At 68.0% G+C, this 14554-nt stretch carries 16 protein-coding genes; 9 read left to right on the forward strand and 7 right to left on the reverse strand.

Features of this window, described 5'->3' with window-relative positions; translation table 11 throughout:
* Positions 1–28: 28 nt before the first annotated feature.
* The 4 genes from ACFTS5_RS12360 to ACFTS5_RS12375 are packed head-to-tail and all read left to right on the forward strand — an operon-like array spanning position 29 to position 3675.
* Positions 29–1099 (forward strand): MlaD family protein, encoded by a 1071-nt coding sequence (locus tag ACFTS5_RS12360; protein ID WP_378630305.1) that lies wholly within the window; start codon positions 29–31, stop codon positions 1097–1099.
* On the forward strand, positions 1096–2130 hold the full coding sequence (locus tag ACFTS5_RS12365) for an MlaD family protein (RefSeq protein WP_378630307.1): 1035 nt from the start codon (positions 1096–1098) through the stop codon (positions 2128–2130). The genes ACFTS5_RS12360 and ACFTS5_RS12365 overlap by 4 nt, the downstream gene beginning before the upstream one ends.
* A gap of 32 nt (positions 2131–2162) precedes the next feature.
* A complete protein-coding gene (locus ACFTS5_RS12370; RefSeq protein ID WP_378630309.1) occupies positions 2163–3083 on the forward strand; it encodes an MlaD family protein in 921 nt (306 codons plus the stop codon).
* Positions 3084–3102: 19 nt separating this feature from the next.
* Positions 3103–3675 (forward strand): hypothetical protein, encoded by a 573-nt coding sequence (locus ACFTS5_RS12375; protein WP_378630311.1) that lies wholly within the window; start codon positions 3103–3105, stop codon positions 3673–3675.
* Here ACFTS5_RS12375 and ACFTS5_RS12380 read toward each other — a convergent pair whose 3' ends face one another.
* Complete coding sequence (locus ACFTS5_RS12380; RefSeq protein WP_378630312.1) at positions 3676–3822, reverse strand: DUF1059 domain-containing protein; 147 nt, start codon at positions 3820–3822, stop codon at positions 3676–3678.
* Positions 3823–3910: 88 nt separating this feature from the next.
* On the opposite strand from ACFTS5_RS12380, the gene ACFTS5_RS12385 reads away from it, so the two are divergent.
* Entirely contained in the window at positions 3911–4567 is a 657-nt protein-coding gene (locus ACFTS5_RS12385; RefSeq protein WP_378630314.1) for a class I SAM-dependent methyltransferase, read from the forward strand.
* A gap of 6 nt (positions 4568–4573) precedes the next feature.
* On the opposite strand, the gene ACFTS5_RS12390 is transcribed toward ACFTS5_RS12385, so the two are convergent.
* The 6 genes from ACFTS5_RS12390 to ACFTS5_RS12415 form a co-directional block, all read right to left on the reverse strand.
* Positions 4574–5596 carry a prenyltransferase gene (locus ACFTS5_RS12390; protein WP_378630315.1) on the reverse strand — a complete coding sequence of 341 codons (1023 nt, stop codon included), beginning with the start codon at positions 5594–5596 and terminating at the stop codon, positions 4574–4576.
* Positions 5586–6317, reverse strand: a complete 732-nt coding sequence (locus tag ACFTS5_RS12395; protein ID WP_378630317.1) for a class I SAM-dependent methyltransferase — start codon at positions 6315–6317, stop codon at positions 5586–5588. Before ACFTS5_RS12395 ends, ACFTS5_RS12390 begins: the two co-directional genes overlap by 11 nt.
* Complete coding sequence (locus tag ACFTS5_RS12400) at positions 6311–7573, reverse strand: glycosyltransferase family 4 protein (RefSeq protein WP_378630320.1); 1263 nt, start codon at positions 7571–7573, stop codon at positions 6311–6313. The genes ACFTS5_RS12395 and ACFTS5_RS12400 overlap by 7 nt, the downstream gene beginning before the upstream one ends.
* Complete coding sequence (locus ACFTS5_RS12405; RefSeq protein ID WP_378630321.1) at positions 7573–8832, reverse strand: cytochrome P450; 1260 nt, start codon at positions 8830–8832, stop codon at positions 7573–7575. The genes ACFTS5_RS12400 and ACFTS5_RS12405 overlap by 1 nt, the downstream gene beginning before the upstream one ends.
* Positions 8833–8850: 18 nt before the next feature.
* Positions 8851–10203, reverse strand: coding sequence for a cytochrome P450 (locus ACFTS5_RS12410; protein WP_378630323.1), 1353 nt, complete (start codon positions 10201–10203; stop codon positions 8851–8853).
* A 111-nt stretch (positions 10204–10314) separates the two neighbouring features.
* Positions 10315–10908, reverse strand: a complete 594-nt coding sequence (locus ACFTS5_RS12415; RefSeq protein ID WP_378630324.1) for a TetR/AcrR family transcriptional regulator — start codon at positions 10906–10908, stop codon at positions 10315–10317.
* Positions 10909–11027: 119 nt separating this feature from the next.
* Here ACFTS5_RS12415 and ACFTS5_RS12420 point away from each other — a divergent pair, with 119 nt between their 5' ends.
* Genes ACFTS5_RS12420 through ACFTS5_RS12435 form a run of 4 tightly spaced genes read left to right on the forward strand, consistent with a single transcriptional unit; the run spans position 11028 to position 14545 of the window.
* Positions 11028–12497, forward strand: a complete 1470-nt coding sequence (locus ACFTS5_RS12420; RefSeq protein ID WP_378630326.1) for an aldehyde dehydrogenase — start codon at positions 11028–11030, stop codon at positions 12495–12497.
* Positions 12498–12534: 37 nt separating this feature from the next.
* A complete protein-coding gene (locus ACFTS5_RS12425; protein WP_378630328.1) occupies positions 12535–13284 on the forward strand; it encodes an SDR family oxidoreductase in 750 nt (249 codons plus the stop codon).
* Positions 13281–14168 carry an NAD(P)-dependent oxidoreductase gene (locus ACFTS5_RS12430; protein WP_378630330.1) on the forward strand — a complete coding sequence of 296 codons (888 nt, stop codon included), beginning with the start codon at positions 13281–13283 and terminating at the stop codon, positions 14166–14168. The genes ACFTS5_RS12425 and ACFTS5_RS12430 overlap by 4 nt, the downstream gene beginning before the upstream one ends.
* Entirely contained in the window at positions 14165–14545 is a 381-nt protein-coding gene (locus ACFTS5_RS12435; protein WP_378630331.1) for a carboxymuconolactone decarboxylase family protein, read from the forward strand. Before ACFTS5_RS12430 ends, ACFTS5_RS12435 begins: the two co-directional genes overlap by 4 nt.
* Positions 14546–14554 lie beyond the last annotated feature (9 nt).

Genomic DNA, 14554 nt, shown 5'->3' on the forward strand with positions numbered 1-14554 from the left:
GAAACAGGTACTCGGATCGCGGGGGTTGATGTCGGTCGCGGTGGTCCTGACGCTCGTCCTCGCCGGCGCGCTCGGCCTGCGGCTGAGCACACCGAACCCGCCGATGCGGGCCTACTGCGCCGACATGCCCGACAGCATCGGACTGTACGAAGGCAGCGCGGTCACGGTGCTGGGGGTGCCGGTCGGGCGGGTCACCGACATCAGCATCGCCGGTGCTTCGGCGCGCGTCGAATTCACAGTCCGCGCCGACCGCAAACTGCCGCTCGAGGTCGGGGCGGTGACGGTCAGCGACACCTTGATCGCCGACCGCCGACTGGCCCTCATCGGCAACGAACCTGTCGGGCCGGGCTGGAATTCGAGCGCGTGCATCACCAAAACCCTGACGCCCAAGAGCCTCACGCAGACCTTCGACGCCCTCGCCGGTCTGGCCGACCAGCTCAACGGCACGGGCGATCCGGCGCAGCGGACCGCCCTCGGCGCCGGGATCACTGCCCTCGATCGCGCCACCGCGGGAACGGGCGAGCAGATCAACGACATCATCGTCGCGCTGAGCCGGGCACTGGCCGCACCCGATGCGGCGATCGGTCACCTCGGGCAGTTGCTCGACGCGCTCACCGAGCTCGCGCACCGCGCGCGCGGCGGCTGGTCGCAGGTGGAGACGACGGTGACCGGGTTGCCGCAGACATTCGACGACATCGTCACCATCGCCTTTCCCCCGGTCATCGCGATCGTCGCCACCCTCGCCGATCTGCTGCCCCAGCTCAACGACGTGATCATGATGTTCGGCTCGCCCGGACTGCGCGCACTGGACGCGGTACCCGATCTGTCGCGGATGATCGCGGCGGGGGTCGGCTCGCTGGCCGACGTCATCGCGATGGCGCCCGCTGTCGCCAGTGGTTTCGCCGGCGCCGTCGACCCGGCCACCGGCGCACTGACCATCGGCTATGCGCCACCGAAACTCGCACTCGCCCAGCAGGACTCGGCCCAGATCTGCGCGGCCGTGCAGGTGGTCACCGGGCAGGTGTGCGTTCCTTCGGAAAGTGGTGCGATGACGATTCCCGCGATGCCCGTCCTGCTGGGAGCGGTGAGCGCCCGATGAACCGTGCCGCCCTGCTCGTCCTCGCGGTGCTGCTCGCCGCCACCGGTTGCGGATTCCAGCCCGCCGATCTGCCCGTGCCGGGCGCCGAGGTCGGCGGACCCACCTACCCGCTACGGATCGAATTCGCCGACGTCCTCAATCTCCCGCAGGGGGCCAAGGTGATCGCGGCGGGTGTTCGCGTCGGCGGGCTCACCGGGGTCACCCTGGTCGATCCCGTCCCCGCCACGGCGGATCGGGCGGCCGTGCCGGGATATGCCGTCGTCGATGTCGAGATCCAGCAGTCGGTCCGGCTCCCGGTGGGCACCACCGCCGAACTGCGCCAGGAGACGCCGCTCGGCGACGTCCACATCGCCCTGAGCGATCCCGCCGACACGACCGCGGGCGAGCTGACAGCCGGCGCGACCATTCCGCTCGCCGACACCACCCAGTCGCCGCCGATCGAGGACATCCTGGCCGGGCTGTCCACCTTCATCGGCAGCGGCGCGGTGACCGACTTCCAGGACATCGTGCGCACGATGAACGGGGTCTTTCCCGACGATCCGCGCGAAACAGCCAGAATCGCAGACATTCTCGGCGCCGATATCGCCGACCTCGGCAGCCACCTGAACTCGGTCGACGCCCTGCTCGACGGCATGGAAGCCACCGTCGAAGACGGCATGCGGCACAACGTGCCGATTCTCGACGAGCTGCTCACCCCCTACGGCGTCCAACACACCACCGATGCGGTGAACACCCAGATCAGCGTCATCTTCGTGCTGACCGCGCTCGGCCCGGTCGCGCCGAGCGTGCAGTGGCTCGGCCCGCTGCTGTCCTCCCTGGACGACACCACCCGCGCCGTGGTCCCCATGCTGCTGGGCAGCCACCCCCTCGACACCGACGCGCCCTCGAACATGAAAGCGCTCATCGACCTGATCAACACCGACCTGGTCCCGTTCGCGCGACACGGACCGAAGGTCGACCTGTCGATCACCCCCGGCGAACACACCGAGCGGATCGTCGACTCCCTGCGAATGATCGGCCTGGTGCGATGAATCTTCGTGCGACAGTGTCACTCTCGGCGATCATGGCGGTGCTGATCTTCGGGGTCGGGTACATGTCGCTCGGTGTGCTGCGGCTCGATCCGCGAATCAGCTACCGCACCGCGGATCTGCGGCTGGCGAACTCGGGCGGGCTGGCGCCGAACTCACCGGTCCTGCTCTCCGGTGTCCAGGTCGGGCGCACCGAGTCGGTGCGAAAACAGGCCGACGGTGTGCTCGTCCGGTTGCGCATCGACAGTCGCTACCGCGTCCCGGTGTCCAGCGATGTCCGCATCGAGCAGTTGTCGGCGCTGGGCGAGCCCTACATCGCCTTCGCACCGGAGTCGGGGGCAGGCCCGTATCTCGAGGACGGCCAGGTCGTCGCGGCGGACCGCGTTCACCTGCCGACGACCATCACCGCACTCTCGGCCCGGCTGGTCGAGCTGCTCGACCAGATCCGTCCCGAGGTGATCGCGAACCTGGTCGACACCTTCGATCGCGCGCTGGCCGGGACCGATGCCGCGATGGGGACCCTGCAGCGGTCATCGACGCTGCTCGCGGCGACGCTGCTCAGCCGCACCGAAGCGATTCGGCAGCTGTTCGCCGACATCCAAGCCCTCGGCGGTGACATGGCGTGGCTCGGACCGTCCCTCGCTACGGCGGGCCCGCTGTTCGGCGAGTTCGGTGTCACGCTGAACGCGATCGTCGAGTCCGGTTCGGAGCTCGTGGAAAGCCGTCCGGTCGACGACTACTTCACCGGCGACGGCCTGGTTCCCTTCCTCGACAACCTGACCGCCCTGATCACCGAGATCGGCCCGAGTATCGCCCCGCTGGGACAGATTCTCGGCCCGGTGGTCACCGATGCGGTACATCAGACGCCGGCCATCGACATCAGCACCCTGATCGACCAAGCACTGCAGAACGTGGACGCCGACGGCACCGTGCACTTCAGCCTCGGCGTCAAATAGCCGGACAAAGGAACTGACCATGAGTACAGCGACCGAAGCAGAAGCCACCGCTACCGGCGAGCAGGCGCCGCGCACCGTCTCCGTCCGGCTCTCGGCCGTTCTGGTCAGCGGCACGATCGGGGTGCTCGTCGCCGCGGTCGTCACGTTCGCGGCGCTGTATTTCTCGGCGCGGGCGACGATCGCCGAGCGCGACGCGCGCGCGGCCGATGCCGAGCGCGTGGAGCAGATCGCGACCGGCTACGGCGTCGGCGCGTCCACGATCGACTACCGCGACGTGCCTGCCTGGTTCGTCCGGCTCAAGACCGGCACCACCGGGTCTCTGGCCGCCAAATTCGACGCCACCGCACCGCAATTGGAGCAGATCCTGCTCCCGCTGCAGTGGACGTCGAAGGCGAACCCGCTGTCGGCGAAGGTGATCTCGGAAGCCGGTGGCATCTACAAGGTCAACGCCTACCTCGACGTGGTCTCCACCAGCGCCCAGACGCCCGAGAGGACGCGGACCACCGTCACCTATTCGCTCACCGTCGACCGGAATTCCGGCTGGCAGATCACCGAGGTGGGTGGCCTGCAGAACGCCCTGCCGACGAAATGATCAGTAGGCGATGAAGAGGATCTCGTCCGGGGTGTAGTCGTGGCCGGGGTGGTTCGCGGCCAGGTGCTCCTGGGTCTGCTTGATCAGATCGGCCTCGTCCGTGCCGCGAATGCTGACGCCGCAGGGGCAGTTGAGACGAGTCTTCATCGGTGTTCTCCTTGGGTTCCGGCTATCCGAGCATGTTTCCGGACAGTAGTCCGGATTGTATTCCAGGTCATGTGTTAGCGTCACCCGCATGGGAGCTGTAGACGAGATCTCCGCCGGTACCAGCGACCTGTTCGCCCTCGCCGAACAGACCGTCGGATTCATGCCGCCGGAGGAGGGACAGGCGCTCTACACGGCCGCCCGCGCGTACGCGGGTGACGGAATCATCATGGAGATCGGCACCTACTGCGGCAAGTCGACCGTCTATCTCGGCGCCGCGGCCCGCGAAACCGGTGCCACCGTGTGCACCGTGGACCACCACCGTGGCTCCGAGGAACATCAGCCGGGCTGGGAGTACCACGACACCAGCATGATCGACCCGGAGACCGGCGTCTTCGACACCGTGACCACGTTCCGGCGCACCATGATTCGCGCGGATCTCACCGACACGGTGACCGCGATCATCGGCTCGTCGAGTGCCGCCGCACGCCTCTGGCGGGCCCCGCTGCGCATGCTGTTCATCGACGGCGGCCACACCGAGGAAGCCGCCCAGCGCGACTACGACAACTGGGTGCACTGGGTGGCCGGCGGCGGGCTGCTCGCCATCCACGACGTTTTCCCCGATCCCGCCGACGGTGGTCGCGCGCCGTTCAACATCTATCGACGCGCGATCGACAGCGGCAAATTCCGCGAGCTCTCGGTCACCGGTTCGCTGCGCATCCTGCAGCGAACCGCCGCATGTAACTGAGCCGGATCACCGGGGGAGTGCGTCGCGGAAGATGCCGTTGCCCGCGGTGGTGCGGCTGAGGGCGTCGGCGGCGAGCACGACCGCCGCCGCGGTCCACGTGGTGCGCTCTTCGGGCCAGCGCTTGCCGTCGGTGAAAACGAGTCCGGTCCAATAGGATCCGTCCGATTCGCGCAGATGCTGCATCGCGGCGAACAGCGTGCTCGCGGCGGCGGTGTCGCCGATGGCATCGAGTGCGAGCACCAGTTCGCAGGTCTCGGCGCCGGTGACCCACGGTGCGTCGGACACGCAGCGAATGCCGAGATCGGGGACCACGAATTCGTTCCAGTGCCGCGCTATCCGGTCCGCGGCCGCCGCGCCGCGCACCGCGCCGCCGAGGACCGGGTAGTACCAGTCCATGGAGTAACGGCTCTTGTCCAGGAACGCTTCCGGATGACGGCGCAGAGCGTTGCCGAGCCGGCCGCGAGCCACCGCCCAATCCGGTCGCGGGTCGCCCACCCGCTCGGCGAGGGTCACCGCACAGCCGAGACTGTGGAAGATGCTGGAGCAGCCGGTCAGCAGAGCCTCCCCCGACGACCCGTATTCGTTTGCCGACCAATGGATCTCGCCGTGGGCGCCCCGTTGCAGCCCGAGGACGAAGTCGATGCCGGCGCGGACTGTCGGCCACATCTCCGCGGCGAACCCGGTATCGCCGGTGATCGTGAGGGCGTGCAGAACACCGGTGGCCAGGTAGGCGCAGAAATTGGTGTCGGAGTCGTGGTTCTCGATCACGCCCGCGCGGACCTGCATGGGCCACGACCCGTCGGACCGCTGCGATTTCGCCGACCAGATGTAGGCCTCACGGGCCACGTCCCACAATCCGCCCACGGTGAGCGCCATCGCGGACTCGATGTGATCCCACGGATCGGTGTGGCCTCCGCTGAACCAGGGGATCGCACCGTCGGGTTCCTGTGCGGCGGCGATGGATTCGGCGGTGCGCCGGATCTCGCTCGCGGAGACGACCCCGGCAACGGTGGGCAGGTCAGCGGGCATCACTGCGCACCGCCGGTTTGGTGAAGTAGAGGGCGACGGACTTGCCGACCAGTGGGTTCAGCAGACGTTCGGCCGTGCGCGTCAGCGCGGGCGCCGACATCATGTCCCACACCAGCATGCGGTGATAGGCGCTCACCAGCGGATGGTCGTCGTTGCGCACGCCGACAGCGCATTTGAGCCACCAGAAGGGCGAGTGCAGGGCATGCGCGAAGTCCTGGTGGTGGTAGCGCAGGCCACGCGCGGTGATCTTGTCGCGCAATTCGTCGGCGCGATAGATGCGCACGTGGCCGCCCTCGTTGGCGTGGTATTCGTCCGACAGCGCCCAGCAGATGCGTTCGGGCAGCCAGCGCGGCACCGTGACCGCCAGCGCGCCGCCGGGTTTGAGCACCCGCACCAGCTCGATGACGGCGCGGTTGTCCTGCGGGATGTGCTCGAGGATCTCCGAGGCGATGACCACATCGAATTCGTCGTTGCCGTAGGGCAGGTCGAGCGCGTCGCCGCGCACGGTCTCGGCCTTCGCGTACTCGGGGGCTTCGCCGACCTCGGCCATAGCCTGGAACATCACGTCCACGTCGGCCAGGTCGGCGGCGTTCTGGTCGAAGGCGACGACGTCGGCGCCGCGGCGATACGCCTCGAAGGAGTGTCTGCCCGCACCACAGCCGATGTCGATCACCCGTGATCCATGGCCGACGCCCAAGCGGTCGAAATCGACGGTCAACATGGGGCCTCCGGAAAGGGGTGGGAAGGGATCGTGGTCGGGAAACGCCGGGCGACGGCCTGCTCGTAGATCGCGACGGTCTGCGCCGCGACGGCCGCCCAGCTGAACAACGCGAGTACGCGGCTACGCCCGGCCGCTTCCATACGGGCGCGCCGGTCGGGATCGGTGAGCAGCTCGCCGAGCACCCGGGTCAGGGCGTCCACGTCGCCGGGAGCGACCAGTTCGGCGCAGTCGCCGACGACCTCGGGCAGTGCCCCGGCTCGGCTGGCGACGAGGGGTGTGCCGCTCGCCATCGCTTCGACGGCGGGCAGCGAGAACCCTTCGTACATCGAGGGAATGCAGGCGATCTGGGCCGAGGCGAGCAGTTCGGCCAGCTGCTCGTCGCTGACTCCGCTGACCGGGGTGACGATATCGGCGATGCCGAGTTCGGCGATCAGCTTCTCGGTGGGGCCGTTGGGCTCCAGCTTCGCGACGAGCCGGAGCTCGACCTCATGGGTATGGCGCAGCCGGGCAACGGCTTTGAGCAGATGCGCGATGCCCTTGAGTGGTTTGTCGGCGCTGGCGACCGCCACGATCCGCCCACGCACCCGTGGTGACGAGCGCGGCCGGAACAGCTCGGTGTCCACCCCGAGGGGGACCGTGTGCAGGTGCCCCGGGCGCACTCCGAAGTCCTCGGCGATGTCGGCGGCCGAGGACGACGAGACGGTGATCAGATCCGGAATCCGGCGTGCCACCTGCTGTTGCATGCCGAGGAATCCGTACCAGCGCCGCACGAGCAGTTTGCGCCGCCACGGCGTCGCCGCCAGGTCCACCGCGCGGTCGCGGGTGATCGGATGGTGCACGGTCGCCACCAGCGGCAACCGCTCCGCGATGGCGAGCAGGCCGTAGCCCAGGCACTGATTGTCGTGCACCACATCGAATTCCGTGGCGCGCGCGGCCAGCAGCTTGGCCACGCGCAAGCTGAACGTGCGAGGTTCGGGGAACCCGGCCGTCCACATGGTGGCGAGCTCGAGCAGGTCGACGCGATCCCGGATCTCGCGGGGATGCGGTGTGCGAAAAGGGTCTTCGTCGCGATACAGGTCCAGGCTCGGCACCTCGGTGAGCCGCACCCGCGGGTCGAGATCCTCGGGATAGGGCTGGCCGGAGAACACCTCGACCTGGTGGCCGAGATCGACGAGTCCCTGACTCAGGTACCGCACATAGACACCCTGCCCGCCGCAATGTGCCTTGCTCCGATATGACAGCAGCGCGATCCGCATCAGTGCACCGTTCCCGACTCGTAGCTGACCTGCCAGTGTTTGATGCCGTTGATCCAACCCGATCGCAGCCGCTGTGGCTCCGAAACCTGGGACAAATCGGGCATCACGTCGGCGATGGCGTTGAAGATCAGCTCGATCTCGAGCCGGGCCAGGTTCGCGCCGACACAGAAATGCGCGCCGGTACCGCCGAAGCCCAGATGCGGATTGGGGTCGCGCGAGATGTCGAAGCGGAACGGGCTCTCGAAGGCGTCCTCGTCGAAATTGGCTGAGCTGTAGAACAATCCGACGCGCTGACCGGCGCGGATGAGTTGTCCGCCGAGCTCGGTGTCGGCGGTCGCGGTGCGCTGGAACACCGTCACCGGCGTCGCCCAGCGCACGATCTCGTCGGGCGCGGTCCGTGGCCGCTGTCGCTTGTAGAGCTCCCACTGATCCGGATTGTCGATGAACGCCTTCATCCCGTGGGTGATGGCGTTGCGGGTGGTCTCGTTGCCCGCGACCGCGAGCAGGATCACGAAGAACCCGAACTCGTCGGAGCCGAGCGCCTCCCCGTCGAGATCGGCGTGCACGAGCCTGCTGACGATGTCGTCGCTGGGTTCGATGCGGCGCTGCTCGGCCATGTTCCAGGCGTAGCCGAGGATCTCCATCGCCGCGGTGGACGAGGCGTCGGTGGTCGTGGCGTCGCCGTACTCCGGGTCGTCGTAGTTGAGCATCTGATTCGACCAGTCGAACAGCTTGCGGCGGTCCCGCTGGGGGACGCCGACGAGTTCGGCGATGGCTTGCAGCGGAAGCTCACACGCCACCTGTTCGACGAAATCACCGCTACCGGCCGCACGCGCCGCGGCCACGATCGCCCCTGCCCGTTCGGTCAACGCCGCGCGCAACCCCTCGACCGCGCGCGGCGTGAACCCTTTGGCGATGATGCGCCGGATCTTGGTGTGTTTGGGCGGATCCATGTTCAGCAGCAGGGCGCCGGTGAGTTCGATCTGCTCGGGTGTCACCTCGCCGGGCAACCGGATGACCGAGCCCTTGCGCTCGGAGGAGAACAGCTCCGGATTACGCGAAACCTCCTTGATGTCCTCGTGTTTGGTGATCACCCAGTAGCCGCCGTCGCGGAAGCCGCCCGACTGCGCGTCGGTCTGGGCGTTCCACCACACCGGTGCGGTCCGGCGGAGCTCGGCGAATTCCTGGACGGGGTTGCGGGATTCCCACAGGGCCGGATCGGTGAAATCGAATCCGGCAGGGATGGATGTCGCGGACACAGTGACCTCCGCTCGCGCTCAGCGCTGCCTGCGGCGGTAGCGGACGCGGCAGGGCTGCTGCAACTGCACCACCATCTTGGAATGGTCGTTGCGGTAGGTGTCCGACGGCTGTGCGAGCTCGAACTCCCAGTCCCGCAGCAGAATCGAGAAGATCGCCTTGAGCTGCATGAGCGCGAACGGCGCGCCGACGCAGCGGTGCCTGCCCGCGCCGAACGGAATCCAGGTCCAGCGGTTGAGGATGTCGTCCTGGCGCGGGTCGAGATAGCGCGCGGGATCGAAGGCGTCCGGGTCGGGGAAGTCCTCCGGAATCCGGTTGGAGACCGCGGGGGTGGCGGCCACCATGTCGCCCGGCTCGATGCGGTGCCCGCACACCTCGAACTCACCGCGCGCCAGTCGCATCAGGATGATCAGCGGCGGATGCAGCCGCAGGGTCTCCTTCAGTGCCGCTTCCAGATTCGGAATCTGGCGCAGCGCATGGTGACTCACGTCAGCGCCGTCGGCGTAGAGCTCGTCGAGTTCGGTGACCACCCCGGCCAGCGTCTCGGGATGGCGCAGCAGTTCGATGATCGTCCAGGCCGCGGTGCCCGAGGTGGTGTGGTGGCCGGCGAACATCATCGAGATGAAGATGCCGGTGATCTCGCTGGCCGAGAACCGCAGCGCCCCGTTCTCGTCCTTCACCGAGATGAGGACATCGAGCATGTCGCGATCGTCTTTGCTGGTGGGCGGATTCGCCTCGCGTTGATCCATGATCGCCTGCACCAGCTCGACCAACGCCGCGCGCGCCGCGTCACGCCGGACGAAACTCTCGATCGGCGCGTACGGGTCCACGTAGGCCAGAGCGTCGGTGCCCTGCTCGAGCTCGTGATAGAGATGCGCGAAACGTCCGTCGAGCTGATTGCGGAACTTCACCCCGATCAGACAGGCCGAAGAGGTGTAGATGGTCAGCTCGGCGAAGAACTCGAGCAGATCGATCTCGCCCTCGTCGTCCCACTGCGCGACCATCTGATCCACTTCACGGGCGATGGTGCCCGCGTGCCCGCGCATGTGATCCGCACGCAGCGCCTGGTTGTGCAGCATTTCCTTGCGGCGCTCGGGGGGTGCGTCGAACACCACGCCCTCACCGAAGATCGGCTTCATAAACGGGTAGGCCGCGCCCTGGTCGAGATCGTCGTCGCCGGCCCGGAAGAAGAATTCGTTGGCCTCGGCGCCGGACAACAGGACGACATCACGTCCGGCGAGCTCGAAGGATCCGACATCGCCGCACTCGGCGCGAACGCGCCGCATCAGGGCGATCGGATCGGTACGGAACTCGGCCAGGTGCCCGTGTTCGTCCTCGCCTCCGGACACGCGCTGCGGTTTGACCAGCGTCATTGGAAAGTCCTTCCCGGAATACTGTCCAGACACTAAATGGACATGTGTCTGGACAGTACTACGGCTTCCGGATGTGCGACAAGGTTCGGGCCGAATCCGACGGACGGTGCGCTAGCTGTCCGTGGCGGGCGCGGCCAGTAATCGGCGCGCGCAGATCTCGAGCAGATCGGCCACTTGCGCGTAGGACAGCAGGCCCATCCCGCCCTGGAGAAGCGCCCCGGAGTACAGCAGTTCGAGCGCGGCCAGGCTCTCCGGATCCTTCGTGCCGAGGGCTTCGCCGAGTCGGTGGCGGATCTCGCGGCCGATGCGCACCCGCAGGTGCCGCACATCGGGATCGTCGCCGAGCATGGCGCTGCTGACCGCTCCGGCCAGGGCGGGTTCGTCGGCCACCAGCATCGAGACCTGGCGAAGAACGGCGACCACGCGCGCGGTCCGGTCGGCCTCGCCGGTCGCCAGCGGCGGCATGGCGACCAGCCGCCGCCAGAACACCTCGGAGATCAGGTGTTCCTTGGAGGAGAAATACGTGTAGGCCGTGGCGGTGCCGACGCCGGCCGACGCGGCGACGAGCCGGATCGTCGTCCCCGAATAGCCCTCGCGTGACAGCACATCGACGGCGGCGACGGTCAGGCGGTCCACCGTATCGGCCTGCTTTTCGGTCAAGCGTCGGCGAGTTGCTTCGATGCCGGTAGGCGCGATTTCGGACATGTGTCTGGATGGTACTACAGCCTGGTGTACGGACCAATGAACGAACCATGGTCTTGCGTCTGATCGATGAACCGAACTATATTCCGTACACCTGTCCAGACACGTATCGGAGCCTCGCTATGAACGGCCTCGTCCCCGCCGAAGGCACACCACTGTTGATCGGCGGCAAGTTGATCCCGGGTGGCTCCGGTGTCTTCGCGACCATCAATCCCGCCACCGAGGAGGTGCTCGGCTACGCCGCCGACGCCTCCGGCGCCGACATGGAGGCGGCCATCGCCGCGGCGCGCACCGCCTTCGACGAGACGCAGTGGTCGCGCGACCCGAAGTTTCGCGCGCACTGCCTGCGCCAGCTGCGCGACGTACTGGGCGAGCACCTCGAGGAACTGCGCGCGATCACCATCGCCGAGGTCGGCACACCGGTCATGCTGACCAGCGGACCGCAACTGGAAGGGCCGATCGCGGATCTGTCCTACGCCGCCGACCTGGCCGAGAACTACACGTGGGAAACCGATCTCGGCACCAGGGACCTGATGGGTATCGCCAGTCGCCGGGTGATCCGGCGCGAGGCGGTCGGTGTCGTCGGCGCCATCACGCCGTGGAACTTCCCGCACCAGATCAACCTGGCCAAGATCGGGCCCGCACTGGCCGCGGGCAACACCGTGGTTCTCAAGCCCGCCCCGGACACACCCTGGTGCGCGGCGGTGCTCGGCCCGCTCATCGCCGAGCACACCGACATCCCGGCCGGGGTGATCAATATCGTCACCTCCTCCGATCACGGCCTCGGCGCCCAGCTGGTCCTCGATCCACGGGTCGACATGATCACCTTCACCGGCTCGACCCAGACCGGCCGTTCGGTGATGGTCGGCGCGTCGGCCACGCTCAAGCGCACCTTCCTCGAATTGGGCGGCAAATCGGCGGCGATCGTGCTCGACGACGCCGACATCGCGGCCGCCGCGAGCTACACCGCGTTCACCGTCGCCGTCCACGCGGGCCAGGGGTGCGCCCTCACCACGCGGCTGCTGGTGCCGCGCGAGTCCTACGACGCCGCGGTCACCGCCGCGGCCGGTGCGCTCCGGGGGCTGGCTGCCGGCGACCCGACCAACCCCGGAACCGTGTGCGGCCCAGTGATTTCCGAGCGTCAGCGGGCGCGGGTGGAGCGCTACCTCGAGATCGCACGCGCCGAAGGTGGACGGATCGAGGTCGGCGGCGGCAGGCCCGCGGACAAGGAACGTGGGTACTTCATCGAACCGACGCTGATCAGCGGACTCGACAACACCGCGACCGTCGCGCAGGAGGAGATCTTCGGGCCCGTGCTCGTCGTGATTCCACACGACGGCGACGACGACGCGATCCGGCTGGCCAACGAATCGCCCTATGGACTGTCGGGTTCGGTGTGGGGCACCGACCCCGACCGGCTCGACCGGGTCGTCTCGGGGGTGCGCACCGGGACCCTGAGCGTCAACGGCGGCCTCTGGTACCACGCGGACGCGCCGTTCGGCGGCTACAAGCAGTCCGGCATCGGCCGGGAGATGGGCGTCGCCGGTTTCGAGGAATACCTCGAAACCAAGCTGATCGCCACCCCCGCCTGACCTCACCGACACCGTCCACACTCAGGAGCTGAACACCATGGCACGTTTCACCGGTCGCACCGCGATCGTCACCGGCGCCGCGCAGGGCATCGGCGCGGTCTACGCGAGCGCACTGGCCGCCGAAGGCGCCAATGTCGTTGTCGCCGACCTCAATGCCGAGCGCGGCGAGGAGGTGGCCAAGCAGATCGTCGCCGACGGCGGGGTCGCGGCCTTCCGCCGCGTCGATGTCGCCGATCCCGAATCCGCTGTCGCACTGGCGGAGTTCACCGTCGCCGAGTTCGGCGCGATCAACCACCTGGTCAACAACGCGGCCATCTACGGCGAGATGAAGCTCGATCTGCTGCTCACCGTGCCGTGGGACTACTACAAGAAGTTCATGGGCGTGAACTTCGACGGCGCGCTCAATGTGACGCGCGCGGTCTGGCAGCCGATGATCGCGGCAGGCGGCGGCTCGATCGTCAACCAATCATCCACCGCCGCATGGCTGTACTCGGGGTTCTACGGACTGGCCAAGGTCGGTATCAACGGCCTCACCCAGCAACTCGCCACCGAGCTGGGTGGTTCGCGGATCAGAGTCAACGCCATCGCGCCCGGCCCGATCGACACCGAGGCCACCCAGACCGTCACGCCAGGAAACATGGTCAAGGACATGGTCAAGCGCATTCCGATCAAGCGGATGGGCACCCCGCAGGACCTGGTCGGCGCCTGCCTGTATCTGCTGTCGGACGAGGCGAGCTGGGTGACCGGCCAGATCCTCAACGTCGACGGCGGGCAGATCATCCGATGACGGCCGAATCCGCCAGCGCCCCAGTCGGATTCATCGGGCTGGGCAATATGGGCGCGCCGATCGCGCGGCGGCTGCTGGACTGGCCGGGCGGGCTCACGGTCTGCGATGTCAGGCCCGAGGTCATCGAGCCGTTCGTCGCCGCGGGTGCGCGTGCGGTCGCCGAGCCGGCGCAGGTCGCGACGCACGCGCGGATCATCTGCGTGACGGTCATCGACGATGCGCAGGTGACCGAGGTGCTCACCGGCCCTTCCGGCATCCTGAGCACCGCGGCACCGGGCACGGTGGTCGCCGTGCACTCCACCATCAGCGACCGGACGGCGCAGGAGCTGGCCGCCCGGTGCGCCGAGCACGAGGTCGACTTCGTCGACGCGCCCGTCAGCGGCGGCGCACCCGGCGCGACCCGGGGGAGCCTGGCCGTGATGGTCGGCGGTAGCGCCGCCGCGGTGGACCGGATCCGGCCGCCGTTCGGGTGCTTCTCCGACCTCGTCGTGCACGCCGGTCCGGTCGGTGCGGGAACACGGATGAAGCTGGCACGCAACCTTCTTCACTTCATCTCGTTCACCGCCGCCACCGAGGCGCAGCGCCTGGCCGAGGCCGCCGGGCTCAGTCTCACCGCACTCGGGAAGGTGGTTCGCCACTCCGACGCGGTGACCGGTGGGCCGGGCGCGATCATGCTGCGCGACACCACCGCGCCGATCGACCCCGACGACTTCTGGTTCCCCATCCTGGGCCACGTGCGCGATCTCGGCGAGAAGGACCTCTCGCTCGCGCTCGACCTCGGCGACCGGCTCGCGGTCGACCTGCCACTGGCGCGGCTGGCCCTCGCCCGTCTCGCCGAGGGACTCGGCGTCGCCGAACCCGCGCTCGACAAGGAGATCTCATGACCACCAACGGAGAAACCCCCGCCGACGTCCGCAAGCGCGGCTTGGCCAAGATGACCGAGGTCTACGGCTGGGAGTTCGAGGACGGCCCCGGCGAGCACTTCGCCGTCACCGCCGATCACCTGTTCGCCGACATCTGGTCGCGGCCCGCCTTGACCGTGCGCGAGCGTCGGCTGCTGCTGCTCGGGGCGCTCACCGCGCAGGGCAATGTCGATGTCGCCGAGATCCAGATCGGTGCTGCTCTGCGCAATGGGGAGCTGTCCGAGGAACAGTTGCGTGAGATCGCCCTGTTCCTGTGTCACTACGTCGGCTGGCCCGCGGGGACGAAGCTCGACGGTACCGTCGGCAAGGTGATCGCGCAGGAGCGTCGCAAGAAATGATCGACCCCG

The sequence above is a fragment of the Nocardia sp. NPDC056952 genome (assembly GCF_042674185.1).
Taxonomy (GTDB): Bacteria; Actinomycetota; Actinomycetes; order Mycobacteriales; family Mycobacteriaceae; genus Nocardia.

Excerpts from the sequence above, each read along its gene's own strand:
- ACFTS5_RS12395 (WP_378630317.1), bottom strand. The coding sequence starts at position 6,317 with ATGTTGACCGTCGATTTCGACCGCTTGGGCGTCGGCCATGGATCACGG.
- ACFTS5_RS12425 (WP_378630328.1), top strand. The coding sequence starts at position 12,535 with ATGGCACGTTTCACCGGTCGCACCGCGATCGTCACCGGCGCCGCGCAG.
- ACFTS5_RS12390 (WP_378630315.1), bottom strand. The coding sequence starts at position 5,596 with ATGCCCGCTGACCTGCCCACCGTTGCCGGGGTCGTCTCCGCGAGCGAG.
- ACFTS5_RS12360 (WP_378630305.1), top strand. The coding sequence starts at position 29 with ATGTCGGTCGCGGTGGTCCTGACGCTCGTCCTCGCCGGCGCGCTCGGC.
- ACFTS5_RS12420 (WP_378630326.1), top strand. The coding sequence starts at position 11,028 with ATGAACGGCCTCGTCCCCGCCGAAGGCACACCACTGTTGATCGGCGGC.
- ACFTS5_RS12380 (WP_378630312.1), bottom strand. The coding sequence starts at position 3,822 with ATGAAGACTCGTCTCAACTGCCCCTGCGGCGTCAGCATTCGCGGCACG.
- ACFTS5_RS12400 (WP_378630320.1), bottom strand. The coding sequence starts at position 7,573 with ATGCGGATCGCGCTGCTGTCATATCGGAGCAAGGCACATTGCGGCGGG.
- ACFTS5_RS12430 (WP_378630330.1), top strand. The coding sequence starts at position 13,281 with ATGACGGCCGAATCCGCCAGCGCCCCAGTCGGATTCATCGGGCTGGGC.
- ACFTS5_RS12375 (WP_378630311.1), top strand. The coding sequence starts at position 3,103 with ATGAGTACAGCGACCGAAGCAGAAGCCACCGCTACCGGCGAGCAGGCG.
- ACFTS5_RS12370 (WP_378630309.1), top strand. The coding sequence starts at position 2,163 with ATGGCGGTGCTGATCTTCGGGGTCGGGTACATGTCGCTCGGTGTGCTG.
- ACFTS5_RS12365 (WP_378630307.1), top strand. The coding sequence starts at position 1,096 with ATGAACCGTGCCGCCCTGCTCGTCCTCGCGGTGCTGCTCGCCGCCACC.
- ACFTS5_RS12415 (WP_378630324.1), bottom strand. The coding sequence starts at position 10,908 with ATGTCCGAAATCGCGCCTACCGGCATCGAAGCAACTCGCCGACGCTTG.
- ACFTS5_RS12435 (WP_378630331.1), top strand. The coding sequence starts at position 14,165 with ATGACCACCAACGGAGAAACCCCCGCCGACGTCCGCAAGCGCGGCTTG.
- ACFTS5_RS12410 (WP_378630323.1), bottom strand. The coding sequence starts at position 10,203 with ATGACGCTGGTCAAACCGCAGCGCGTGTCCGGAGGCGAGGACGAACAC.
- ACFTS5_RS12385 (WP_378630314.1), top strand. The coding sequence starts at position 3,911 with ATGGGAGCTGTAGACGAGATCTCCGCCGGTACCAGCGACCTGTTCGCC.